Origin of the sequence: Coleofasciculus sp. B1-GNL1-01 (assembly GCF_040220235.1) — a bacterium.
Taxonomy (GTDB): Bacteria; Cyanobacteriota; Cyanobacteriia; order Cyanobacteriales; family Coleofasciculaceae; genus Coleofasciculus.
In genome coordinates, this window is record NZ_JAVJTO010000172.1 from 32217 (window position 1) to 55793 (window position 23577).

Annotated in this window: 21 protein-coding genes and 1 tRNA gene; 14 read left to right on the forward strand and 8 right to left on the reverse strand. The window is 45.6% G+C overall.

From position 1 onward, the window contains the following. Nucleotides 1-37 precede the first annotated feature (37 nt). The 7 genes from RID53_RS36245 to RID53_RS36275 all read left to right on the forward strand — a co-directional run bounded on the left by RID53_RS36245 (nucleotide 38) and on the right by RID53_RS36275 (nucleotide 6991). On the forward strand, nucleotides 38-1561 hold the full coding sequence (locus RID53_RS36245) for an adenylate/guanylate cyclase domain-containing protein (protein WP_446392699.1): 1524 nt from the start codon (nucleotides 38-40) through the stop codon (nucleotides 1559-1561). 398 nt (nucleotides 1562-1959) lie between these two features. After that, the gene (locus RID53_RS36250; RefSeq protein WP_006105078.1) at nucleotides 1960-2457 is read left to right on the forward strand and encodes an HNH endonuclease; all 498 of its coding nucleotides are present in this window, start codon (nucleotides 1960-1962) and stop codon (nucleotides 2455-2457) included. 140 nt (nucleotides 2458-2597) lie between these two features. Next, nucleotides 2598-3869: a DHH family phosphoesterase gene (locus tag RID53_RS36255; protein WP_446392700.1), complete on the forward strand. Its 1272-nt coding sequence runs from the start codon at nucleotides 2598-2600 to the stop codon at nucleotides 3867-3869. 179 nt (nucleotides 3870-4048) lie between these two features. Next, nucleotides 4049-4606 carry a hypothetical protein gene (locus tag RID53_RS36260; RefSeq protein ID WP_446392701.1) on the forward strand — a complete coding sequence of 186 codons (558 nt, stop codon included), beginning with the start codon at nucleotides 4049-4051 and terminating at the stop codon, nucleotides 4604-4606. Between the two features lie 8 nt (nucleotides 4607-4614). Continuing rightward, nucleotides 4615-5043 (forward strand): type II toxin-antitoxin system VapC family toxin, encoded by a 429-nt coding sequence (locus RID53_RS36265; RefSeq protein WP_446392702.1) that lies wholly within the window; start codon nucleotides 4615-4617, stop codon nucleotides 5041-5043. A 194-nt stretch (nucleotides 5044-5237) separates the two neighbouring features. Next, nucleotides 5238-5741 carry a phosphohistidine phosphatase SixA gene (gene sixA, locus RID53_RS36270; protein WP_446392703.1) on the forward strand — a complete coding sequence of 168 codons (504 nt, stop codon included), beginning with the start codon at nucleotides 5238-5240 and terminating at the stop codon, nucleotides 5739-5741. Between the two features lie 92 nt (nucleotides 5742-5833). Next, on the forward strand, nucleotides 5834-6991 hold the full coding sequence (locus RID53_RS36275; RefSeq protein WP_446392704.1) for a citrate synthase: 1158 nt from the start codon (nucleotides 5834-5836) through the stop codon (nucleotides 6989-6991). A gap of 57 nt (nucleotides 6992-7048) precedes the next feature. On the opposite strand, the gene RID53_RS36280 is transcribed toward RID53_RS36275, so the two are convergent. Next, complete coding sequence (locus RID53_RS36280) at nucleotides 7049-7369, reverse strand: hypothetical protein (RefSeq protein ID WP_446392705.1); 321 nt, start codon at nucleotides 7367-7369, stop codon at nucleotides 7049-7051. Nucleotides 7370-7375: 6 nt separating this feature from the next. Continuing rightward, on the reverse strand, nucleotides 7376-7801 hold the full coding sequence (locus RID53_RS36285; RefSeq protein ID WP_446392706.1) for a hypothetical protein: 426 nt from the start codon (nucleotides 7799-7801) through the stop codon (nucleotides 7376-7378). A 284-nt stretch (nucleotides 7802-8085) separates the two neighbouring features. Here RID53_RS36285 and nuoH point away from each other — a divergent pair, with 284 nt between their 5' ends. The 4 genes from nuoH to nuoK all read left to right on the forward strand — a co-directional run bounded on the left by nuoH (nucleotide 8086) and on the right by nuoK (nucleotide 11080). Then, complete coding sequence (gene nuoH / locus RID53_RS36290; RefSeq protein WP_446392714.1) at nucleotides 8086-9204, forward strand: NADH-quinone oxidoreductase subunit NuoH; 1119 nt, start codon at nucleotides 8086-8088, stop codon at nucleotides 9202-9204. Between the two features lie 75 nt (nucleotides 9205-9279). Further along, nucleotides 9280-9903 (forward strand): NAD(P)H-quinone oxidoreductase subunit I, encoded by a 624-nt coding sequence (ndhI, locus tag RID53_RS36295; RefSeq protein WP_446375203.1) that lies wholly within the window; start codon nucleotides 9280-9282, stop codon nucleotides 9901-9903. Nucleotides 9904-9976: 73 nt separating this feature from the next. After that, nucleotides 9977-10603, forward strand: a complete 627-nt coding sequence (locus RID53_RS36300) for an NADH-quinone oxidoreductase subunit J (protein WP_446392707.1) — start codon at nucleotides 9977-9979, stop codon at nucleotides 10601-10603. Between the two features lie 165 nt (nucleotides 10604-10768). Next, nucleotides 10769-11080: an NADH-quinone oxidoreductase subunit NuoK gene (gene nuoK / locus RID53_RS36305; protein ID WP_446375199.1), complete on the forward strand. Its 312-nt coding sequence runs from the start codon at nucleotides 10769-10771 to the stop codon at nucleotides 11078-11080. Nucleotides 11081-11704: 624 nt separating this feature from the next. Here the strand turns inward: nuoK and RID53_RS36310 are convergent. Beyond that, nucleotides 11705-13675 (reverse strand): protein kinase domain-containing protein, encoded by a 1971-nt coding sequence (locus tag RID53_RS36310; RefSeq protein ID WP_446392708.1) that lies wholly within the window; start codon nucleotides 13673-13675, stop codon nucleotides 11705-11707. A 90-nt stretch (nucleotides 13676-13765) separates the two neighbouring features. Between RID53_RS36310 and RID53_RS36315 the strand changes: the two genes are divergently transcribed. Beyond that, the gene (locus RID53_RS36315; RefSeq protein WP_446355633.1) at nucleotides 13766-14071 is read left to right on the forward strand and encodes a type II toxin-antitoxin system Phd/YefM family antitoxin; all 306 of its coding nucleotides are present in this window, start codon (nucleotides 13766-13768) and stop codon (nucleotides 14069-14071) included. Beyond that, nucleotides 14043-14360: a Txe/YoeB family addiction module toxin gene (locus RID53_RS36320; RefSeq protein WP_446392709.1), complete on the forward strand. Its 318-nt coding sequence runs from the start codon at nucleotides 14043-14045 to the stop codon at nucleotides 14358-14360. The genes RID53_RS36315 and RID53_RS36320 overlap by 29 nt, the downstream gene beginning before the upstream one ends. A 157-nt stretch (nucleotides 14361-14517) precedes the next feature. Here the strand turns inward: RID53_RS36320 and RID53_RS36325 are convergent, their stop codons facing one another. Beyond that, a complete protein-coding gene (locus RID53_RS36325; RefSeq protein ID WP_446392710.1) occupies nucleotides 14518-16581 on the reverse strand; it encodes a hypothetical protein in 2064 nt (687 codons plus the stop codon). A 218-nt stretch (nucleotides 16582-16799) separates the two neighbouring features. Between RID53_RS36325 and RID53_RS36330 the strand changes: the two genes are divergently transcribed. Beyond that, nucleotides 16800-18779, forward strand: coding sequence for an aconitate hydratase (locus RID53_RS36330; RefSeq protein ID WP_446392711.1), 1980 nt, complete (start codon nucleotides 16800-16802; stop codon nucleotides 18777-18779). A 175-nt stretch (nucleotides 18780-18954) separates the two neighbouring features. Here RID53_RS36330 and RID53_RS36335 read toward each other — a convergent pair. The 4 genes from RID53_RS36335 to glyQ all read right to left on the reverse strand — a co-directional run bounded on the left by RID53_RS36335 (nucleotide 18955) and on the right by glyQ (nucleotide 23139). Next, nucleotides 18955-19041 (reverse strand) — tRNA-Ser (locus RID53_RS36335). Between the two features lie 103 nt (nucleotides 19042-19144). Continuing rightward, nucleotides 19145-19720, reverse strand: a complete 576-nt coding sequence (locus RID53_RS36340) for a Uma2 family endonuclease (RefSeq protein ID WP_446392712.1) — start codon at nucleotides 19718-19720, stop codon at nucleotides 19145-19147. A gap of 95 nt (nucleotides 19721-19815) precedes the next feature. Beyond that, a complete protein-coding gene (locus RID53_RS36345; RefSeq protein ID WP_446392715.1) occupies nucleotides 19816-22167 on the reverse strand; it encodes a ComEC/Rec2 family competence protein in 2352 nt (783 codons plus the stop codon). Nucleotides 22168-22245: 78 nt separating this feature from the next. Next, the gene (gene glyQ, locus RID53_RS36350) at nucleotides 22246-23139 is read right to left on the reverse strand and encodes a glycine--tRNA ligase subunit alpha (protein WP_446392713.1); all 894 of its coding nucleotides are present in this window, start codon (nucleotides 23137-23139) and stop codon (nucleotides 22246-22248) included. Between the last annotated feature and the right edge of the window lie 438 nt (nucleotides 23140-23577).

Here is a 23577-nt window from a genome sequence, read left to right on the forward strand (position 1 = left end):
CATCAGGGAATGAATCATGAACGATGAACTATAAACTATGAACCAAACTACGTCAGCCCCGATGAATGATGAACATTCTAATCAAGGCGTCATCGTTATTGTCGATGATACTCCTCATAATCTCGGTGTCCTCTTCGACTTTTTAACCGATTCTGGCTTCAGAGTTTTGGTGGCGCAGGATGGGCAAAGCGCTCTGCAAAAAGTCGAGTATGCCAAACCCGATCTCATCTTGCTGGATGTGATGATGCCAGGGATTGATGGCTTTGAAACCTGTCGTCGCCTGAAAGCGAATCCAGCCACACGGGATATCCCGGTGCTGTTTCTCAGTGCGCTGTCTGATGCAGTGGATAAAGTCAAAGGATTTAATCTGGGAGCCGTAGATTTCATCACCAAACCCGTACAGCAGGAAGAAGTTAAAGCCAGAGTGACAACGCATCTGGCGCTCCGGAACCTGCAAAAGCGGCTAGAGAAGCAAAATCTGCAACTCCAAGCCGAAATTCAAGAACGACAACGAGCAGAAGCTTCCCTGCGTCAAGCGGAAGAGAAATATCGCAGTATCTTTGAACGAGCTACCGAGGGCATTTTCCAAGCCACGCCGGAGGGACGCTATATCACCGCGAATCCAGCCCTAGCTAAAATTTTAGGCTATACCTCCCCCGAAGACCTCATGGAACAGGTGAGGAATATTGGCGAACAACTGTATGTTGAACCCACACGCCAGGAAGAGTTAGCTGCTTTAATACAGCGCTACGATACCTTATCTGACTTTCAGTCTCAGGTTTATCGTAAAGATGGCAGCATTATTTGGATTGTGGAAAATATCGATACGGTTAAAGACGAAGCGGGTAAACTCCTCTACTACGAAGGAACAGTATCGGATATTACCGAACAAAAACAAGCCGAAGTCGCCCTTACTCGTGCCCGTAAACGTGCCGAACTCCTGCTGTTGAATATCTTACCCCAACCCGTAGCAGAGGTGTTGAAGCGGGGTCAACGCACGATCGCGGAGAGTTTTAAAGGGGTGACGATTATGTTTGCCGATCTGGTTAATTTTACCAAGTTTTCTACCCAAACCTCACCCACTCAACTGGTTGAACTGCTGAATCAGATTTTCTCCAAATTTGATCGACTCGTCGAGGAACATGGTGTGGAAAAAATTAAAACCATTGGCGATGCGTATATGGTGGCGGCGGGACTCCCTCGGCGGCGTCTGGATCATGCTCAGGCGATCGCCCAGATGGCGTTAGAGATGCAGCGAGCCATTGCTGAATTTAATCACGAAACCGGAGAAAATTTTCGCCTCAGGATTGGCATCAATAGTGGTCCTGTCGTCGCGGGTGTGATTGGCATTAAAAAGTTTAGCTACGATTTGTGGGGTGACACGGTGAACACGGCTAGCCGGATGGAGTCTCATGGCTTACCAGGTCGCATTCAGGTAACACAGGCGACCTATGAATTGCTCAAGGATGAATACGAGTTTGAGGAACGGGGTGTGATTCAGATTAAAGGCAAGGGAGACATGACCACCTATTGGCTGCGGGGTAAAAAAATTAGTTCATAGTTCAGGGTTCATGGTTCATGGTTCATGGTATTCACGGCTTTCCCAGCCAGCTAGAACAAAAAGCTCAAAGGCTTCAGAGTAGAGGGTAGATGGCTCCCAGGAAAAAGTACTCAAGCTATAAAGGGGATTTCGGGCATCAGATTTGGTATTAATGGTGCAACTCCTGTATTTAGTGTGAAAATGATTAATATTTAAACTGAACACCCTAGATATAGGATACACCCAACTTAAATCTTAGACTGAACTCACAAGCTAGGCGGAAAAATTTCGGCGTTGGAGAATGACAAATCCGCGATCGCGCTGATGTTTCGCTTTGATAAGTGATCATGAAAATATGACCCAGCCCCATCAACCTGTGCTACTATCTGGAATAATATTCACTTTATTTCGATCTCCTAATGAGCAAGGTTCTGGTGTTAAACGCCTCCTACGAACCGCTCAATGTCACCAATTGGCGGCGAGCGGTTGTTTTGATGCTCAAAGGCAAAGCGGAACAGATTGAACACAACGGCAAATATGTCTATCCAGAGTTACCGCTTCCCACAGTTATTCGCTTGCGCCATTATGTTCGGGTTCCTTACAAAGAAATTCCCTTAACCCGCCGCAATATCCTCTACCGTGATAGTCATTCTTGTCAATACTGCGGATACACGGGAGATGATTTAACCCTCGATCATGTGATTCCGCGTTCTCGACACGGGGGAGATTCTTGGGAAAACATTGTTACCGCCTGTGTACGGTGTAATGTCAAAAAAGGGAACCGAACCCCTAAGGAAGCCAACATGATATTACGACATCAACCCCGCAGACCCTATAGCAGTTTGCACTTTGAGGTGGCTAAACAGGTTAAAGGTGGAGTCCATCAGGAGTGGCGAAAGTATGTGATTGGTGTTTAAGATCCCTGAAAAAATTGAATTTCAGATATTGGGCTATGGGCTATAAGTTATAAGAGTGGGTTCCAATGCCCATGCAATCACCAGCCCCTATTCCAGGAGCGATTGGTGTAAAACTATGATGGCTGAATACCTTGCCCACGATGGAATCCAACTCACTTAAATCTGTCAATAATAACGCTCTACCCCCTAAAGCATCACCTTCGGATGGGAGTGCGGCGGCTTCACACCAACAGAAAACTTCCCCAAAAAATCCCAAGAACCGCAGTAACAATACCGGTGAACGTCAGCGGCGTTTTGATGCATCCCAAGCTAAAATAGGAGAACTGCAACAGGTTTTAGATCGTCACAGTTCAGAACGCCAGCTTATTGTCATTCAAGATTTCCCTGATCCTGATGCTCTATCGAGTGCTTGGGCGTACCAGTTAATTGCCCAACAGTACAATATTCAATGTGACATTGTATATGCAGGAACTTTGTCTCATCAGGAAAACATTGCCTTGGTCAAGTTGACCAACTTACCCGCTAAGCGCTGGGGAATTCAGACATTGAAGGATCGGGATTTCTCCGTGTATCAAGGGTGTGTCCTAGTTGACAATCAGGGAACCACAACCCAATTAATGCCCTTTGTCAAACAAGCTGGTCTTCCCATTGTCGTCCTGATTGACCATCACAACCCTCAGGATAATCTGGAGGCAGAATTTACCGATTTACGCCCTCAGACAAGGGCAACTGCCACTATCCTCAGCCAATACCTACAAACTGGGTTACTCAAGCTTGATAGTAGCATTAGTACCCATGTTAAGTGTGCTACAGCACTAATGCACGGTCTACGTGCCGATACCGATCGCTTGATGCGGGCGACGGAAGAAGATTTCCTAGCGGCGGCGTATTTGAGCCGTTTCTATGACGTACAGTTACTCAATGCTGTCCTGCAAACCGCGCGATCGCGACGAGTCATGGATGTGATTGAGCGATCGCTGAAAAACCGTATTGTTCAGAATAATTTCTCGATGGCGGGGGTAGGCTATTTACGGTACGATGACCGGGATGCAATTCCCCAAGCCGCTGACTTTTTGGTGACTGAAGAAAATGTCCATACGGCTGTCGTTTACGGGATTGTCCACAACGAAGACGAAGAAGTCGAAGTTGTGATTGGTTCCTTGAGAACCAGTAAAATCACCCTTGATCCCGACGAATTTATTAAAGAAGCCTTTGGTCAAGATAATCAGGGACGATTCTTTGGTGGCGGACGCATGACCGCTGGTGGTTTTGAAATTCCCATTGGTTTCTTAGGGGGTTTCAATGATAATACCGAATTCACCAAGCTCAAGTGGGAAGTCTTTGATATTCAAATTAAGCAAAAACTTTGGCGTTTAGTTAATCCCAAAGATAATGTAATTCATGCTGATTAAATGAGTGTGGCTCCCTATATTGCAGCCTCCACATCCACATTTATTCAGGCGATTATGAAAGCATTATCCAATCCACAAGTTAATATGAAGCTATAGCCGATCAGACCTTCAGACACCGTGGTTCTTAGCTACGTTGCTGGGGTTGAATTTGGCACTCCCAAAGCCCATATCGTGGAAAAATGCAGGACATAGAAACTCTTCACCGAGAAGCAATGGAATTGGTAGACCAGGCGGTCTTAGCCCGTCAACGGGGCGATGCTAAGGTAATGCGAGAGTTTTCTCAAGCCGCCTTTGCCAAAGAACGGGCAGCGGCTGATTTAGTTGCCAATCAACTTGACCTGGAACCCACCCGCTCTGTTTTACATTGTAGTGCCGCCGTTCTTGCGCTGGAGTGTGGTGAACTCCAAGAAGCCGAACGACTTATTAAACAGACACTCGCTGGGAATCTTCCCGATGATATTGTTATCCTAGCAGCTAAGTGGGCTTGTGATACAGCCTCAGCGATGGTCAATGCCGTTCTCGATCGAATTCCTCCATCATTTAGCCAAGATAATGAACAAATAAATTTATACAAATCTATGTTTCAGCCGATTAAAGCACAAGATCAGCATATTTTAGAGGAAGATCGCCGTAGTCGAGAAGCTGCTGTTGCTCAAGCCAATAAAGTTTGGACACATCTACAGGAAACATACGGAGAGTTTCCTGATTCCGTTGAATTGCTGCGCCAGGATCGGTAAAGGCAGCGGTGAAAAAGGTTGTAATTGATAGCAGTGTAGCAATCAAATGGTATGTCCCCCAGCCATACTCCTCACAAGCTATTCAAATTCTTAATGATTATCAAGCCGGAATGATTGCCCTACTTGCACCAGATTTAATCTATGCTGAAGTCGGAAACATCACCTGGAAACTGTATCGGTTGCAAGGGTTATCTGCATCTGATGCACAGACTATTATTGATGCATTCCAATTGGTAAAGTTTAATATAGTTCCAGCCGCTTCACTGTTGAATGATGCTTATCAATTCGCTGTAACCTATCAACGCAGTGTATACGATAGTTTGTATATCGCTTGGAGTCTTCGACAGCGGTGTCAATTCGTAACGGCTGATCAAAAACTGGTTAACGCTGTAAGCGCGACCCATCCAAATGTTATTTCCATTGCGAATTGGTCTTAAGCCCGCCACAATTCAATGTTATTACCGTAAATTATAGTGTTTCCCAGTCTGTTGAATCCTGTACCAAGGGCGCAAGGATGGTATCCCTACAGTTGGATGTACAACATCGGCTTAGGAACAGCGATAAAATAAAATCTTGATTGTATTCTTGGAGAATCCTACAATTTGAATTTTCAGGAAAAAATAAAAAACGGATGACGATAGAACTGTACCTGATCCGTCATGGCATCGCTGCCGATCGCGAAGACTATGCCAACGATGAAGATCGTCCCCTAACCAACAAAGGGCGCAAAAGAACCACCAAAGTCGCCAAGCAACTGCGCGATCGCGGTTTGCATTTTGACCAAATATTAACCAGTCCCTTAGTCCGAGCGCAACAAACCGCCACGATTCTGCAAGAGGTTGGTTTAGGTGAGCAACTCAACGAATTTCCCAGCCTTGCGCCTGAGGGGGATATTCACACCTGGGTTAACTGGCTACAGGAATGGCGTCAAAACCGGAACAGGGAAAGCTATTTAGCGTTAGTTGGTCATCAACCGGATTTAGGCAATTGGGCAGAATTGTTGGTTTGGGGAGAAGCACAAGAAAAACTCATCCTCAAGAAAGCGGGCGTTATTGGGCTAAACCTGAAAGAAACAGGAGTACCTCTAGGTCACAGTGAGCTATTTTTGCTAACCTCCCCAAAATGGCTAATCTAAGCAATCCTTAAGACTTTTTGTAACACACACTACTAATCTGACAGTTTCTGGTAAGTTAGCCTGAGAACACTTCAAACATATTTGGTAGTTCTATGACTGTTTGCGAGTATAAACCAGGTTTAGAAGGCATTCCCGCTGCCCAATCCAGTATCAGCTATGTTGATGGAAAACAGGGAATCTTAGAGTATCGCGGTATTCGGATTGAAGAACTCGCCACAAAAAGCACGTTCCTGGAAACCGCTTATCTCCTGATTTGGGGTGAGCTACCAACCAAGGAGGAGCTAGAAGCGTTTAAGATGGACATTCTTTACCATCGACGGATTAAATATCGGATTCGGGACATGATGAAATGTTTCCCGGAAACCGGACATCCGATGGATGCGCTGCAAGCGTCCGCAGCAGCGTTGGGTCTGTTTTACTCAAAACGCGCTCTGCCAAATCCCAATTATATCCGGGAAGCGGTTGTGCGCCTGTTGGCGAAAATCCCGACAATGGTAGCAGCATTTAAGCTGATGCGGAAGGGGAATGACCCGGTGAAGCCAAACGATGATTTAGACTATTCCGCTAATTTTCTTTACATGCTCACTGAGCAAGAACCCGATCCCCTAGAGGCTCACGTCTTCGATGTTTGCTTAACACTCCATGCGGAACATACGATCAATGCGTCTACGTTCTCAGCCATGGTGACGGCTTCGACGCTGACTGACCCCTATGCGGTAATTGCATCAGCCGTTGGTACCCTCGCCGGTCCCTTGCATGGGGGGGCGAATGAAGAAGTGATTTCAATGCTCGAAGAAATTGGTTCGGTGGAAAACGTGCGTCCTTATCTAGAGGATTGTTTACAGCGCAAGGCAAAAATCATGGGATTTGGTCACCGCGTCTATAAGGTTAAAGATCCACGCGCCACGATTCTCCAGAATTTAGCCGAACAATTGTTTGATAAGTTTGGTTCCGATAAATACTACGAAATTGCCGTGGAGTTAGAACAGGCGGTTGAGGAAAAACTGGGATATAAAGGAATTTACGCGAATGTAGATTTCTATTCCGGTTTGGTTTATCGGAAACTGGGTATTCCCACCGACTTGTTTACTCCTATATTCGCGATCGCGCGGGTAGCGGGTTGGCTAGCGCACTGGAAGGAACAACTAGGAGAAAACCGGATTTTCCGACCTACCCAAATTTATACTGGTGATCACGACGTCACTTATGTTCCCATCCAGGAACGGACATCACAAATCCCCTTAGTGTAAAACAGGGTGATCGCTTCTCCCAAAAACTAAACTGAAAGGAGGAGCGATCGCTAGTTATTAGCGATGGTTTCTTGGAGATAGTAAACGAAAGAGTATTATATCTTTCACTCCTAGATAAATAACCAGGAAATTCAATAGAACATAGCTAAACTGCAAGATAGGGTCAAGTCGCCATCCTTGGAAAAAGAGAATAAAACCCGCCATCAGCAGAAACAAAGGGGCAATGATTGCTTGAATGATATAAAGAACTATTCCTGTAACCCCGATATCTCTTCTCCTAGCGATGGGTAGAGCAACAGATATAGCTAAGTAGGCTATAGATAAAAAGATGTCCAGAAGTCCTAAAAGTGTTGCCGAGTTCAAACCGAAATTAACCATAATTTACTACTGACTAATAGTTGAATTTTTCTGGGCATAATTGAGATTCTCTTGATACTCGGCTACTTTTTGCTGGGCAAGGCTATGTTGAGGATGGGAAGGGGGTACAGCATCCATGAGTGCGATCGCGTCTTGCCAATGACTCACCACGATGTCCCATTCTTCTGGGGTTTGCGCCGATTGAGTCAATGTCGCCGCATGCATAGCTTGATTCACAGCGTTCTGAAAGGGTTCAGGTTGAGAAGATAGCGTAGGCGAAGGCGAACTCGGTGAGGATGAAATACTGGGTTGAGTTTGACCTACTGTAGAGGAGAGAGACGCATCGGGGGAGTTATCTAAGGGTTCTATGTCAGACAATTCTATTTCCTTGACACTGAAGGATATTGACTCGGCTTGTACAGGTATAATTGATTTAAGGTCAAACCCTTTCATCTCCTTGCACCACTATCAGGGAAAATGTACCATTGCTACCCCTGCTCCCTCTACTCCCTCTGCTCCCCCTGCTCTTTACCCCCACCACAAGACTTATTCAGCAGACCCTAGGTATCGTATCAGCCACGGTCAACTGAAATTCTCGCTTGTCTTGGCTAAGGGGATCACGTCGAACGATATACTAGGCAGTGAGGCTGTCAAAAAAACTTCACAAATCAAACCGATAGCATAATTTGATACGGTAAGTGTCAAATTACCTCAGTAAATATCACGTAGCTGCCAAGATGAACGCAGGAATTGACCTTCAAGGAAGTTTTATTGAATCGCTTAAAGATTTTGGCATCCCCAGTGGTGCTGCCAAGGCGATGTGGATGCCCCTGCCGATGTTCCTGATGATTATCGGTGCCACCGTGGGTGTCCTTGTCGTAGTCTGGCTGGAACGAAAAATTTCTGCTGCGGCTCAACAGCGGATTGGTCCGGAATATGCCGGACCTATGGGTGTTCTGCAAGCCGTCGCCGATGGTCTAAAGTTGGTGTTTAAGGAAGATATCGTTCCCGCCAAGTCAGACCGATGGCTATTTACTCTCGGACCCATACTCGTCGTCATCCCCGTCTTTTTGTCGTACCTGATTGTCCCCTTTGGACAAAACCTGGTAATTACTAACGTAGGACTGGGGATATTTCTCTGGATTGCCCTGTCAAGTATTCAGCCCATTGGGTTGCTGATGTCAGGCTATGCCTCCAATAACAAGTATTCCCTACTTGGGGGGTTAAGAGCAGCCGCACAGTCGATTAGTTACGAAATTCCCCTAGCGCTGGCGGTATTGGCAGTGGTGATGATGTCCAATAGCCTAAGTACCATCGATATTGTGGAACAGCAATCCGGGTATGGCATCTTAGGCTGGAATATTTGGCGTCAACCCGTTGGCTTTTTGATTTTTTGGATTGCCGCATTAGCTGAATGTGAGCGACTTCCCTTTGACCTACCCGAAGCTGAGGAAGAACTGGTTGCTGGCTATCAAACCGAATATGCTGGCATGAAATTTGGTTTGTTTTACATCGGGTCTTACGTTAACCTAGTCCTTTCTGCTGTTTTAGTGGCAGTGCTGTATTTAGGTGGTTGGGAATTCCCGATTCCCCTTGACCGATTATCCACTTGGCTAGGCGTGAGTGAAACCAGTTCCTGGTTACAGGTAATTACCGCTTCTCTGGGAATTACCATGACCTTACTTAAAGCTTACTTTCTCGTCTTTATTGCGGTTCTGCTGCGTTGGACAGTTCCCCGTGTACGGATTGACCAACTCCTAAATTTAGGCTGGAAGTTCCTTTTACCGATTGGATTAGTGAACCTGTTGTTGACGGCGGCGCTTAAACTCACCTTTCCCGTGGCATTCGGGGGTTGATTGTTGATGGGTCATTGATCATTAGTCATGATGACAAATGACAAAAGACGAATGACAAAGGACGAATAACAAATTATGCTCAAGTTCCTCAAACAAGTTGGCGATTACGCCAAAGAAACAGCTCAAGCTGCCCGTTATATTGGTCAAGGTTTATCTGTAACCTTCGACCACATGCAGCGCCGTCCCGTTACTGTGCAGTATCCCTATGAAAAACTGATTCCTTCTGAACGGTATCGGGGTCGGATTCACTTTGAATTTGACAAGTGTATTTCTTGCGAAGTCTGTGTGCGAGTTTGCCCGATTAATCTTCCAGTGGTAGACTACGAGTTCGATAAAGCGAGTAAGAAAAAGAATCTCAAGCACTATAGTATTGACTTTGGGGTTTGTATTTTCTGCGCGAACTGCATTGAATACTGTCCCACCAACTGTCTTTCGGCGACAGAAGAGTACGAAATGTCTACCTACGATCGCCATGAACTCAATTATGATAATGTGGCGATGGGACGCCTGCCGTATAAGGTGACGCAAGACCCGATGGTTACGCCGTTACGGGAACTGGCATACCTACCCAAGGGAGTTACAGATCCCCACGATTTACCGCCAGGTTCTCGACGTGCTGGTTTGCGTCCGGAAGAAATTGTCGAGCAAATGGAACCGGCTGAAGCAGAGAAAGAAGAAGAAACAGCGAAGAATGCTTAAAGCTGATCCCACGGAGTCCTTTTCCGTGGGATTAATCTGTGATTTTAATTAGAGTGCAAGGAGTGAAGGTACAGTGGATCTAGCCCAAGGGGTTCAGTTTGTTTCATTTGTGATTTTGTCGGTCATGATGATTGGGTCAGCCTTAGGCGTTGTCCTACTCAGTAATATCGTTTATTCAGCATTTTTACTGGGCGGTGTCTTCATTAGTATGGCGGGGTTTTACCTGTTGCTTAATGCTGATTTTGTCGCCGCCGCGCAAATTTTGGTTTATGTGGGTGCGGTGAATGTGCTAATTTTGTTTGCCATTATGTTGGTGAACAAGCGAGAAGATTTTACGCCGATCACAAATCGTTGGATTCGTCAAGGTGCAACCGCACTGGTTTGTCTGGGTTTATTTGCCTTGCTGGGGACGATGGTATTAGCAACACCTTGGTCGATTTATTCAGGTACGGCGGTTCTCGGTGAAGGGTCAGTAGTGGAGATTGGTAAACATTTCTTCAGTGACTTTTTACTACCCTTTGAACTCGCCTCAGTACTGTTATTGATGGCGATGGTGGGAGCGATTATTTTGGCACGTCGCGATTTTATTCCAGAGAGTTTGGTGCCTCGCGATACATCAGAAACTGAGTATTCTACCTTACCCGAACGTCAGCGTCAGTTGGCATCTGTAGGCGGAGAGTCTCAAAAAAGCACTCGATAAAACGTATTATGGTAGGGGCAGCAATAGGGGGTGTAGGGGCGGGTTTAGCCTTTCAATAGACTTTGTGACTGATAAGGTATCAACAAAACCCGCCCGACTGAGTTACCGATAACTGAGCAACAAAACCCGCCCGATTGTCAAACATCAAACATTAAACGTCAATTCATGGAACTACAACTTCAATATTTTTTACTGCTAGCGGCGGCTCTGTTTTGCATTGGTATCTATGGCTTAATTACCAGTCGCAATGCTGTGCGCGTGTTAATGTCTATTGAACTGCTGTTGAATGCGGTCAATTTGAATTTAATGGGGTTTTCTAATTTTATTGACCCTGTAGGAATTAAAGGTCAGGTGTTTACGGTATTTGTGATTACAGTAGCGGCGGCTGAAGCGGCGGTTGGGTTGGCAATTGTGCTGTCGATTTATCGCAATCGCGACACCATTGATATGGAGCAATTTAATTTGCTGAAGTGGTAAGCTTGAGCCTAGAACTAAAGTTCTGGCTCAAAGCTTAAACCCGTTAAAACGGGTTCAAGCCAGGGAAGCCGGGGGGAAAAATTTAGGGTCTGCTGAATAAGTTTTGTGGTGGGGTTAGAGAGCAGGGGAAGCAGAGGAAGCAGAGGAAGCCGGGGGAGCAATGGTACATTTTCCGTGATTCTACCGCCATAGTTTTGATAGATAGTCTCAAATTTCCTTGAAGATGAACAGCTTTCTCTACGGCTCCAAGTGTTGATAGCTAAGGGTTTTGGCTTTCTACAACAAGCCCCAATTAAATTTAGAGCTGATCCGAAAAGTATGGCGTAGGGTGGACATTGCCCACCAGCTTTAAGTCAGTACCATTCGACTTAAGCTATAGCAAATCGCTCTGGTGTATTTACAACTCCCGTACCTGAAACTGAGTCCAGATGGGATGTTCGTACAAACAAAGTGTAACTAGACCAGCGCGAAGCGCTATAAATGGCGCTGACTCGCATAACCTGGAAATAAATGAATTAACTCTTTGAACCCGTTTCAACGGGTTTTAGCTTTTAGCCCCAACTTTAGTTGAGGGCTTAAGTTAGCTCCCCTCAAACTGTTTATAGTCAACTATCCTCCCTTAGTTTAACTACCTTTCTCACAACGCCAAACTTTAATCGTTTTATCCATACTGCCACTCACAAGTGTCTCACCATCGGGGCTAAAGGCAACAGCATAGACTTCCCAGCTATGCCCATTTAAAGTAGCAATAGTTTGCCTATCGTACAGTTGCCAAATCTTAATCGTTTTATCCATACTACCACTGGCTAAGGTGTATCCATTGGGACTAAAAGCTAATGTCCGTACTCGTTGAGTATGACCCCTAAGCGTACCAAGTTCCCGTCTTGTCTCTAACTGCCAGAGTGTAATTGTGCCATCGCTTTTTCCAGTGGCCAGGAGTTGCCCATCGGGGCTAAAGGCGACGGAATAGAAAAAGCCGAAACGTAACTGGCTATCGCCAAAACTATCCTGTTCCTCCCCTGTACTGATTTGCCATACTTTCACCGTTCCATCCCCACTAACACTGGCAATACTTTCTCCATCGGGACTGATGGCAACATCATTAATATAGGAAGTATGTCCTGTAAGTGTTTGTAATTCCTCAGTCTGTGGAATATGCCATAACTTAATCGTGCCATCATTGCTACCACTGGCTAATATCTCTCCATCGGGACTAATGGCGAGGGAACTAATCCATTTCTTATGACCCGTGAGAGTTAAAATAAGTTGTCCATTCTCTACCTGCCAAAGTTTGATGGTTTGGTCATAACTTCCTGTGGCTAAATATTGACTATCCGGTGTAAAGGCGACAGCACAGACTCGTTCAAGATGACCATTTAGAGTATGATACTCTTGTCCTTCAGGTAACTGCCATAACATCGCTGTGGTGTCTGCACTACCACTAGCCAGAATTAAGCCATCGGGACTAATCGCCACCGCTTCTACCGAACCCCAATGTCCATCTAAGGTTTGCATCACTTGCCAATTAGTTAAGGGAGGATGAGAGGGAGGTTGGAGGATTAGGGGATTTGCTGGAGTTGAGGCGATCGCGCTTTGACCTCCTTTCCCCTGAAATCCTGACAGGCTAATCGATTGAGGCGATAGCGATGGCGTAGAATGTTGAGCTAGGGAAATCGAGGGGAGTTGATTTAAATCCCGCAGAACTTCAGCGACAGATTGATAACGGTGATTGGTGGCTCGTTTCAAGAGTTTATCTAAAATAGAGCCTAATTCATCACTAATCAAATTAGTTTTTAAGTAACGCCGCCATACCCAGGTATCCTCCCCTGTATCAAACAATTGTTCAGGAGATGTTTGCGTGAGTAAATGAATACAACTGACACCTAAACTATACAAATCACTGGCAAAAATAGCTTTTCCTTTCGCTTGTTCTGGAGCGATATAATCCGGTGTACCCACAGTCGTTCCCGTTTTTGTTGTCCCAATGGCATGTTTAGCCGCACCAAAATCAACTAAAACCAAATTTCCCTTAATCACACCTTCCGCATTTTCCTCTGTTTCTCCTATATAAATATGCCGACGACGAATAATATTTTCCGGCTTAATATCGCGATGAATCACAGAACGCGAGTGGATAAACTCAAGGATCGAGAGCAAATCTCGCAGCATCTCCCGAATCTGCTGTTCGTTAAATACCCCCTCTTTTGCCAAGATTTGGGCTAAATTTTGCCCATCAATAAACTCTTGGACTAAATATTGGCGATTATCCTGGGTAAAATGAGCCAGCAATTCGGGAATCTGGGGATGTTTCCCCAACTCATCCAAACGCACGGCTTCTCGTTCAAATAATTCTGTCGCTTTTTGGACATCGCTTGTCCCTTGGTAGAGGGGAAAAAACTGCTTAATCACACATTGAGGTTTCGAGGGTTTATCCTCATCCACCGCTAAAAACGTTTTGCCAAACCCCCCTTGTCCAATCAATCCCAGACTGCGGTAACGTTCTCGCAGCAACAGTTTAGAACCACAACGTCGGCAAAACCGCATCCCATCCGGGTTCTGGGGGCGATCGCAGTTAGGATTGAGACAATAGCTCATCAGCCAAGGGATATAAAGCCTTCGTCTCTATTTTGGCTTGATCAGGGCACATTGCTTATAATAAATGAACATAACTATGTACATCAGCTTATGCTTCCCTACGAAATCACATCCCCAACAGAGGCACGAAATGGTTTTTTCCAGTTATTAGAACAGGTGGTACAAAATCATCAGATCTATATCATAAACCGCCGTGATGGTGAAAATGTTGCTTTGATTTCAGAGTCTGATTTAACCAGTTTAGTTGAAACTGTTTATCTATTTAGATCACCTACCAATGCTCGTCGGTTATTGGATGCTATAGAGGAATCTAAAACCGGAAAAATTAAACCTCAAACAATTGAAGAACTTGAGCAGGAGTTAGGGATTGAGCAAGAAAAAGAAAAAGAAAACTGAATCTGAACAGAGTAAGCCAGTAGTCGTTACTCGAATTCCTGGTTTTAGCTCTCAATTCAAAGAAGATCTAGCCTGGTGGTTTAAGCACGATTTTCAGAAAGCCTCAAAAATATTGGATTTAGTCACGGCTGTCATGCAAGATCCTTTTGCTGGAATTGGTAAACCTGAACCTTTGAAGTATATGGAAGCAAATATATGGTCACGGCGCATTGACCTAGAGCATCGACTTGTCTATCGAGTTGAAAATCTTCAGATTGATTTTTTAGGGTGTAGGTATCATTATGAATAACTAATCACTCAACTCACCTGCTATCCTGCTATATCATTTCCGACTGTTTCTCCAATTTCATAACGTTTCACTTCAAATACCTCCAATTTCTCTGCGCCCCTCTGCGCTTCTCTCTGCGTCCCTGGAGCGTTAAAATATAATCCCAATACCCCCATTATCAACACCGCCAAATCCTAATCGTTTTATCCGAACTCCCACTCACCACAGTCTTTCTATCCGGACTAATTGCCACAGAATACACCGCACCGTTATGCCCTTTCAGAATATCAATTATTTTCCCGGTACTTAACTGCCAAAGCTGCACCGTCTCATCCGAACTCCCACTGACAAGAACCTTTCCATCCCGACTCATAGCCAGTGAATTAACCGAACCAAAATTCCCCGACAAGGTACTCATTTCTTTACCCGTTCCCAAATACCAAAGCTTAATCGTTTGATCCGCACTACCACTGGCAATCATTTTACCATCAGGACTAAATACCAGTGACTTAACCGCCGCTTTATGTCCACTCAACGTCATCATTAATTGACCAGTGGTTAAATCCCAAACCTTAATCGTCTTATCATCACTCCCACTGGCAAGAATCTGACCCTTGGGACTAATCGCCACGGCATTAACTCGCCCTAGCCAATCGGAATGCTGAATCGATAGGGGAATTTCTTTGCCAATTTCCAGATTCCACAGTTTAATTGTTCGATCATCACTCCCACTAATTAAACGTTGCCCATCTTGACTAAAGACAATGGATTTAACTGAACTTGAATGTCCCATCAGAGTATAGAGTTCCTGTCCCGTTTCTAACGCCCATACCTTAATCGTATAATCATTATTACCACAGGCAAGCCGTTTCCCATCGGGACTAAACGCAATTGATTTTATGCCATTAAACCAGGCAAAGTTTTTAGCCAAAATTCCCATCTCCTGACCCGTTTTTAATTGCCAAAGTCGGAGGGTTTGGTCATCACTGCCACTGGCAAAAATCCCTCCCTGGGGACTAATCGCCACCGCATTAACCTTACCTGAATGAGCCGTCAAGGTTTGTAAACAATGCCATTCCTGGGTAATTAAACCAGACTCGGTGCGAGTTTCCAGTGTCGTTAGTTCCGTCCATACATCTTGCAGAGAATTACCAATCTGATGCATTGTTTTGCCCACTCCCTGAAGTCCGGCGTCGAGTTCATGTCTTAACATTGCCAGAGAAAGGGATGAGGGTTCTGGTGTTGCTGGAGCGTTTTTGAGCGGTGAGGGTAATCGATTTTTATCCTTAATATCTTGCAGTTTATAGATTGTCCTCTGAAGTTGAACAATTGTCTCCTTAAGTTGTTCAATCTGTTGGTGTCGCTGGGAATTTACCTGTTGCGCGTTGGTTTCCAGGTGAGAGACTTGCTGGTTCAGGGGTTCAATGTAGTCATACCATTTCGCGATCGCCTCTTTTAATTGTCCCAGCTTTAATCCTTGGTCGGTAACCTGTGGTGTTAAGGTGTCGAGTTGAGTTTTCAGGGGTTCAAGCTGTTCCTGAACCTGAGTAATAATCGCATCATGCTGTTGCTGGTTGGCGACGCTAAATTCAGCAAACCGTTGTTGAGTTTGGCTATCCAGGCGAATCAGTTCCTGGTTGAGGGTGTCAATAAGGGGGTTAATATAAGCCAGAATTCCTTCCGCTTGTAGGTGTTGTAATGCGTGTAATTGATCCAGTTGGGTTTGGGTTTGGCGATCGCGCTGTTGGGTTGTCTCGTCGAGTTGAGTTAAATGCAGCTGTAGAGGATGGATGAGTTGATAGATGTGGGCGATAATTTCGGCGTGTTGTTGCTGATTCGCGGTATTAAATTGTTCCAGTTGGTCTTGGCTACGGTTATCCAGTTGAATCAGTTGTTGATTCAGGGGTTCAATTAGCTGATGAATTTTCGCGATCGCCGCCTTATACTGTTGAGCATTAACATCCTTAAGGTGACTGATACGCTCCTGAGTCTGGATATCCAGTTGAGAGAATTGCTCGTGAATCGGTTCTAGATTGTGATACACCTGCGCGATCGCTGTATCTTGGTGCTGACGGTTGAGTTGATGCAGCCGTTGACGATTCAGAACATTCACCCCCAGCGTCAAGGTTAGGGGGGTAGCGGCGTAGACGACTTGCTGAGTCGCGGCGGCGATCGCGGTTCCTAAAAATGAACCCCCGATACAAACATATTCGGTAATATCGAGCCAGTGGCGTTGGGTCATGGCTGTTCTGGTGGTGAGTTATCCCTGATTATCTTAATTATCTATCATCCCTCCAATTTGGGATTATAGTTTTTACCTCGTCCTGCGAGAAGCAACCCAGCCATAATCAATGATTTGGCATAGAAGGCTTTGAACTACTCTTTGGATAGAGATCTCCCCAAACCTTAACCTGCTATGGTCTAACCAACGACTCAGTATAAATAGCAGGAGATCAACTCATGCCCTTGAATGTCACCCAAAAACTGATTCAATCCCATCTGGTTTCCGGTACGATGGAACCTGGTGCAGAAATTGCCCTCCGGATCGATCAGTCTTTGACCCAGGATGCCACAGGAACCATGGTCATGCTGGAGTTAGAAGCCATGGGTATTGATCGAGTTAAAACTGAACTTTCAGCACAATACGTCGATCACAATCTCCTGCAAACCGACTATAAAAATGCCGATGATCATCTGTTTTTACGATCCGCCTGTCAACGGTTTGGCATTTGGTATAGTCGCCCTGGCAATGGTGTTAGCCATCCCGTTCAGATGGAACGGTTTGGTATTCCCGGCAAAACCTTGATTGGTTCCGATAGTCACACGCCAGCGGCAGGTTCCCTGGGAATGCTAGCCTTTGGCGCGGGCGGAATTGATGTGGCAATGGCAATGGCGGGGGAACCCATGTTTGTGAAAATGCCCAGAGTTTTGGGTGTCAAACTTTTGGGGAAATTACCCGATTGGGTTAGTGCGAAAGATGTTGTCCTGGAAATGTTGCGCCGCTACGATGTCCACGGCTGTCGGGGCATGATTATTGAATATTATGGACCCGGACTTGCCCAACTCAGTGCCATGGATCGCCACGTTATCGCCAATATGGGAACGGAAATGGGAGCAACAACGACTGTTTTTCCCTCCGATGCTGAAATTAAGCGATTTTTAGAGGCTCAAGGGCGAGGACAGGATTGGGTAGAACTTGTCGCCGATGAGGACGCTGAATACGATGTCTATGACATGATTAATTTGTCGGAACTGGTTCCCTTAATTGCCTGTCCCAGTAGTCCTGGAAATGTTGTTCCGGTTACCGAAGTGCAGGGACGCCCCGTAAATCAGGTGGTGATTGGTTCCTCAGCAAATCCAGGGTTGCGTGATTTCTGGATAGTCAGCCAAATTGTGAAAGGACAAATTGTTCATGATCGCGTATCCTTTGATGTTAACCCAACCTCCCGCCAGGTGATTGAGAATTTAGCGGCAATGGATGACGCCTTTATGAATTTAATTCATGCTGGGGTACGATTTCATCAGGCAGGCTGTTTAGGTTGTATCGGCATGGGACAAGCACCCGCTTCTGATCAAATCTCTTTACGGACAATGCCGCGTAACTTCCCTGGGCGTTCGGGAACGGCTGATGATCAAGTGTATTTGTGTAGTCCAGAAACGGCTGTAGCGGCGGCTATTACGGGGGAAATCACTGATCCGCGTGAGTTGGAACAGCGTTTTGGTATCACCTATCCCCAATTCATTGCCCCAGAAACGGAAATCATTAATACCGATATGTTAGTGGCTCCGCCAGACAATGGCAGGACAGTGGAACTGGAAAAGGGACCCAATATTAAATCCTTCCCCGAATTTGCCGCTTTACCCAATGACATTTCTGTGCCTGTGCTGTTGAAAGTGGAGGATAATATTTCTACCGATGAAATCTTACCCGCAGGGGCGCGGGTTTTACCCTATCGCAGTAATATTCCTGGCATTAGCCAGTTTGTCTATTACATGAAGGATGACACCTTTTGGCAACGGGCAGAAGCCGCAAAGGACAAATCTGGGGGTCATGTTATTGTTGGCGGAAGTAACTATGCTCAGGGTTCCAGCCGGGAACACGCCGCGATCGCACCCCGTTATTTGGGGCAAGTGGCTGTCTTAGCTAAATCTTATGCCCGAATTGGTTGGCAAAATCTGGTGAATTTTGGAATTATGCCCCTAGAGTTTGTCAATCCTCAGGATTACGACAGTATTAGCGAAGGGAATGAACTGGAAATTCTTGGCTTACGGGAAGCGTTAGAGGCAGGGCGTTCAATTCCTGTAAAGAACCTCACCAAGGACATCGTATATCCCATGACTCATAGCTTGAGTCCCCGTCAGGTAGAAATTATGCTTTGTGGTGGCTTAATCAATCACTTTAAAGCGAAATCACAAGTTGCTCAATCTGTCAATATCTAAATTTGGGTTAACTGTCCCCTTTTTGGTTGGTAGGGAAAAGCTACAGGACAGAAGTTTCAAACAAAAAAGTCCCCTTGGGTTCTAATGGAATTCAATTTTTCCCTACACCCCACACCCTACACCCCACACCCTACCTATACCTCAAGTAGCTTGTCACCCTTCAGTTTTTTTTCCACGGAGAGGGGGGGATTCGAACCCCCGATGGCTGTGACACCATAACAGATTTCGAGTCTGCCGCATTCAACCGCTCTGCCACCTCTCCAAATCTTTGTTATACGATAATAGCACTCATCGTTACTGAATAGTGGTTCGACACCGCTAAAATGATGGAATAGAATCAAGGCACTTTGTAATCGAGATTGCTACTACTGAGAAATTGCCTGTCTGAAAAACCTCATTGCTTCAACTGTAGAAGTCATTAATACACACCGAGTTAACAAGTCGATGTCTAGATCGGGTAGCACCTCAGAGGTATAAATTCGTTCGTAACCGTCCGCTCTGAGATGATGCAAGGTAAATAGACCATCTTCCCAGAACCAGACTTCAGGTATACCCAACTCCTGATAGCGATTCAGTTTGGAGAGATTGCCACTAGTAAAGACCACTTCGATAGACAAGTCTGGAGTTTTCTTTAACGTTCCGATGGAGTAAGACTCGTCAGCTTGTGCTGAGGCTACCCCTTCTTTCTCTTGGGTAAAGCTTCCTGTCGGGGTGAACTCAATTCCCTTTTCCTCAAAGTAGATGGCTAACAAAATCCCGATCAAGCGGCTAAAGGTTTCGTGGTCTTGAGAAACTGCCAAGATTTCTACTTCTCCTTTATAGTAGAACAGCCTTATTCCTGGTGACTCTGCAAAGCTTTGTTCTAGGAGTTTGAATTGTTGCCAACTCATTCCAGAGTGGGTAAGCCGTTGGTCTTTTTGTTTTGAGACTGTCTGTGTCATTCCTTCTGTTCCCCATAACTTTATCAGGTAAGTCGTTCCTCTAATCTGGCAAAGTCCTGAATTCTAAATGTTACTCCTACCTTTTTGGTCAGATTTCAGAAAAGCGCTGCATCAGTACGGTTAGCCTCCAAGGTAGTTTCAAAGCCCTGTTCAGGTGTCCACTGAATCGCCCCATCACGCCCAGTCCAGTACAATTCAACCTGAGCATTTTGTAACACTTTGGCGGCTTGGGGTTCAATGACGTCCGCCGATGCGATCGCCACTTTGGGTTGGAGTACGTCTACCAATCGAGGCGTGAGAGGTTCACCAGACCACCATAGCACTTGAATTTGAGGCAAATTATCCCGTTGAGCGAATTGATTTTGCTCATCGGGTGGCATATCTCCCAGGAGTAACCAGGTTTGATCCTTAATTTGAAGCTGTACGATAGGAGGTTGGGCTTTGATTAATTCGAGCGTCGTTTTTTCTCCAGAACCCGTAGCACCAACCGCTAAACGTTGTTCCGTTGACACGACTTCATAAATTCCATTTTGGGATTGAACCGCCTCTGCGATCGCCTGTGTATCAGTGGGTAAAGGTTCGGAATGGGCTAAGTCGTAAAACCGCTTAACAGGCAAACTTTCCAATATTGGCACCCAACCACTGCGAAAACGAGGTTGTGAATCAACCGCCACCGCCCAATCCACCTGATTAACCCCCTGCTTTTGTAAAAAAGGCAGGATAGTAAAATTCGCGGTATCGGTTTCCCCACTATTGACAAGCGTCACTTGACCCTGATCCTGAATCACTAAAACCTGTTCTTGATCAGCCGCTAAAACAGTAACTTGAAACTGTTCCAGTCTGGATTGCCAAATGGGTAGAACAATAATAGTAAAGGCAATGACACCCGCCAATACGCCTCGCAACTGCACGCGAGAACTCATACAACTGATGCCAATTAACCCATACAGCAGCAGTAACTGCGTTAGAGAAATCGTGCCGAGGGCGACTGAACTACCAGGTAAAGCATTAAAAAATCGCACCAGTTCCAGCAAGCCTTGAAGAGGATAGTACAACAATGCCGCGATCGCGCTACCTGCTAAGGGTGAAATTAATGCGACTAAGCCACTCAGAAAACCCCCCAAGCTAATTAAGCTAATCAAAGGTGTGCCGATAATATTGGCAACCACACTGTAGGGGGCAATCATGCCGAAAACATACAGTTGTAAGGGTAATGTCCACACCAGGGCGGCTAAGGGAACGGCGATTAAAGCAGCGATGACTGAAGGTAACCAGTCGAGGTTCTTGACTAAGGGAGGTACGGTGACTAGCAATCCCAGAGTGGCTAAAAAACTTAACTGAAAGCCTAAATCCCAAATCCACAACGGATTGATAATCAATAAAATCGTGGCGGCGAGTAATAGAGAACCCAAGGGTTTAACTTGTCGATGAGTCAGCAGCGCCACTAATGCGCCTAATCCCATAATGGCAGCTCGTAAAACTGACGGTTGCAAACCCGTTAAGCCAACATAAATCAGTAACGCTGTGAGTCCAATCCCAAATTGCGTTTTTGTTCCCCACCGTTTCGTTAACGCTAATACTGAACCTAAAATCAACGACACATGAAACCCAGATGCTGCCAAGACATGAGCGAATCCGGTTTGAATAAATAGGTCGCGAATATCATAAGGTAAATCGACGGCTTTGCGTCCCAGTACAATTGAACTCAAAAGGAGACCCGTTGGACTTCCTAGCTGACGCACTTGGGCATGGATAATACGTTGGCGTAACATCCACCATCCCCATGTTGGTTCTTGATTTTCATCGGGAAAACTGACTTGTCGTCCACTTAAGCCAGCAAACGCGCCTTCCTTGGCTAAATAGGTAGCAAAATCAAAGCCGCCAGGATTGGCTGCGGGTTTTGGTTGATATAAAACACCTGTGACAGAAATAGTTTGCCCCGGAAAAAGACCCGTAGATTGTAATAAAGGAACCGTTACATATAACTTACCTGTGACACCTCGCGTCGTTGTGCCGCGATTTTCATTACTTTCCAGTTCAGTGAGTTGGGTAGCTTCTAGCCAAAATTGCCCCTTCTGCGATCGCGTAAGTCGAGGAACAGTTTCGACTTCGCCTTGAATGGTGACAACTTGCCCTTGCGCCGAACCCTGTCCAGAAGAAACAAATTGACTAATGTCATTGGATTCAGGTTGAGGCAATCGCAGTTGGACATAGACAAGGGCGATCATGGCAACCAGGCTAGCGGTCAACCATAATCTAGGTCGAGGTCCTGTACGCCAAATCCGAGGCAGCGCGATCGCACAAATTATGCCTATCCCGATTACACTCAGGATTAAAAGACTATACTCTTGCCAGGTAACAGTACGAGTAGGCAAGCCGACAACGGCTGTAGACAATAGGGCAAGAATATAAGCCACACTCAGTAGGGAACCACTGGCAAGATTCATCGCATAGCTAGACCGGGTTTCCAAACCAATACGGTATGAAAGAAACAAAAAGCACGATGCAGGTGTTCAAGTTGCCCCCTAAACCGATAACTTTGGAGAGGGAGATGACGACTTGAGTGGAAATCTTAATCCTTCTCGTTGCTGTAAGTAAAGTTGTGCCACTCGTCTGGCTAGGTTGCGAATCCTGCCAATATAGCGTGTCCGTTCCGTTACCGAAATCACACCTCTGGCATCGAGTAAATTAAATGTATGAGAACATTTGAGAACATAGTCAAGACTGGGTAAGACAAGACTTCTGTCAATAAGTTGCTTGGCTTCCTGCTCATACAAGCCAAATAGCGTTAAGAGTAAGTCGGGGTTAGAGGCTTCAAAATTATAGGTACATTGTTCAATTTCACCTTGGAGGTGGACATCGCCGTAGTTAAGCTGGTCATTCCACTGGATTTTGGTCATCGCATCGACTCCTTGTAGATACATGGAGATTCGTTCTAACCCATAGGTAATTTCGATAGAAACCGGGCGACAGTCTACGCCACCGCACTGCTGGAAGTAGGTAAATTGGGTGATCTCCATGCCATCCAACCAAACTTCCCAACCCGTTCCCCAAGCTCCGACAGTAGCATCTTCCCAGTTATCCTCGACAAAGCGAATATCATGATCTTCAGGATGAATACCTAAAGCCCGGAGGGAATCCAGATAAATTTCTTGAATCGTGTTGGGTGAGGGTTTAATCAGGACTTGATACTGGTAATAGTGTTGAAAGCGATTGGGATTTTCTCCGTAGCGTCCATCGGTTGGTCGTCGGCAGGGTTCTACATAAGCTACTGACCAAGGTTCATTGCCAATGGATCTGAGAAACGTGTGTGGGTTCTTGGTTCCTGCTCCTTTTTCGATGTCATAAGGTTGAGCAATCAGGCAACCGCGATCGCTCCAGAACTGGTGTAACGTAGCAATTACAGACTGAAAATTCACACGACCTCCACAGTTTGGTCAAAATCTATCACTACATTTTGGCATCTTGCTTGATTGTCCCGGCTGGACACCTGTGTTCGGGCATTAAGCGAGGGCGGGGGAGTTGAATGTGTTCGTCTGAGGGTAGGCAGGTGATTGGCTACTTGAGTGTAACAGGATAGTGCGATCGACATAGTGCTTGAGTGGTCTTCTGGAAGGAGTTCTCTACGTAAAAAGGAGTAGAGCTAATTTTTTTTAGTCCCCTAAACCCTTGCTCCTACTTGATTTCAGCCTCCCCTCAAAAAAAAATATCTCAAGAAGGTTGACAACTCCTGAAAGAGGCACTACATTGGTAAATGCGCTTGAAACGGAGTTCACTCCACACTCAAGCGTCCGAACCAAGACAAATCAATAGTTTGAAAGCCAAGTATACAAAACTCCTTGTCAAAAAACTTCGAG

Coding starts and splice junctions, on each gene's coding strand:
- RID53_RS36325 (WP_446392710.1), bottom strand. CDS start 16,581: ATGACCCAACGCCACTGGCTCGATATTACCGAATATGTTTGTATCGGG.
- RID53_RS36340 (WP_446392712.1), bottom strand. CDS start 19,720: ATGACACAGACAGTCTCAAAACAAAAAGACCAACGGCTTACCCACTCT.
- RID53_RS36245 (WP_446392699.1), top strand. CDS start 38: ATGAACCAAACTACGTCAGCCCCGATGAATGATGAACATTCTAATCAA.
- RID53_RS36345 (WP_446392715.1), bottom strand. CDS start 22,167: ATGAATCTTGCCAGTGGTTCCCTACTGAGTGTGGCTTATATTCTTGCC.
- nuoH (WP_446392714.1), top strand. CDS start 8,086: ATGAACGCAGGAATTGACCTTCAAGGAAGTTTTATTGAATCGCTTAAA.
- RID53_RS36310 (WP_446392708.1), bottom strand. CDS start 13,675: ATGAGCTATTGTCTCAATCCTAACTGCGATCGCCCCCAGAACCCGGAT.
- RID53_RS36330 (WP_446392711.1), top strand. CDS start 16,800: ATGCCCTTGAATGTCACCCAAAAACTGATTCAATCCCATCTGGTTTCC.
- ndhI (WP_446375203.1), top strand. CDS start 9,280: ATGCTCAAGTTCCTCAAACAAGTTGGCGATTACGCCAAAGAAACAGCT.
- sixA (WP_446392703.1), top strand. CDS start 5,238: ATGACGATAGAACTGTACCTGATCCGTCATGGCATCGCTGCCGATCGC.
- RID53_RS36285 (WP_446392706.1), bottom strand. CDS start 7,801: ATGAAAGGGTTTGACCTTAAATCAATTATACCTGTACAAGCCGAGTCA.
- RID53_RS36315 (WP_446355633.1), top strand. CDS start 13,766: ATGCTTCCCTACGAAATCACATCCCCAACAGAGGCACGAAATGGTTTT.
- RID53_RS36250 (WP_006105078.1), top strand. CDS start 1,960: ATGAGCAAGGTTCTGGTGTTAAACGCCTCCTACGAACCGCTCAATGTC.
- RID53_RS36280 (WP_446392705.1), bottom strand. CDS start 7,369: ATGGTTAATTTCGGTTTGAACTCGGCAACACTTTTAGGACTTCTGGAC.
- RID53_RS36260 (WP_446392701.1), top strand. CDS start 4,049: ATGCAGGACATAGAAACTCTTCACCGAGAAGCAATGGAATTGGTAGAC.
- nuoK (WP_446375199.1), top strand. CDS start 10,769: ATGGAACTACAACTTCAATATTTTTTACTGCTAGCGGCGGCTCTGTTT.
- RID53_RS36275 (WP_446392704.1), top strand. CDS start 5,834: ATGACTGTTTGCGAGTATAAACCAGGTTTAGAAGGCATTCCCGCTGCC.
- RID53_RS36255 (WP_446392700.1), top strand. CDS start 2,598: ATGGAATCCAACTCACTTAAATCTGTCAATAATAACGCTCTACCCCCT.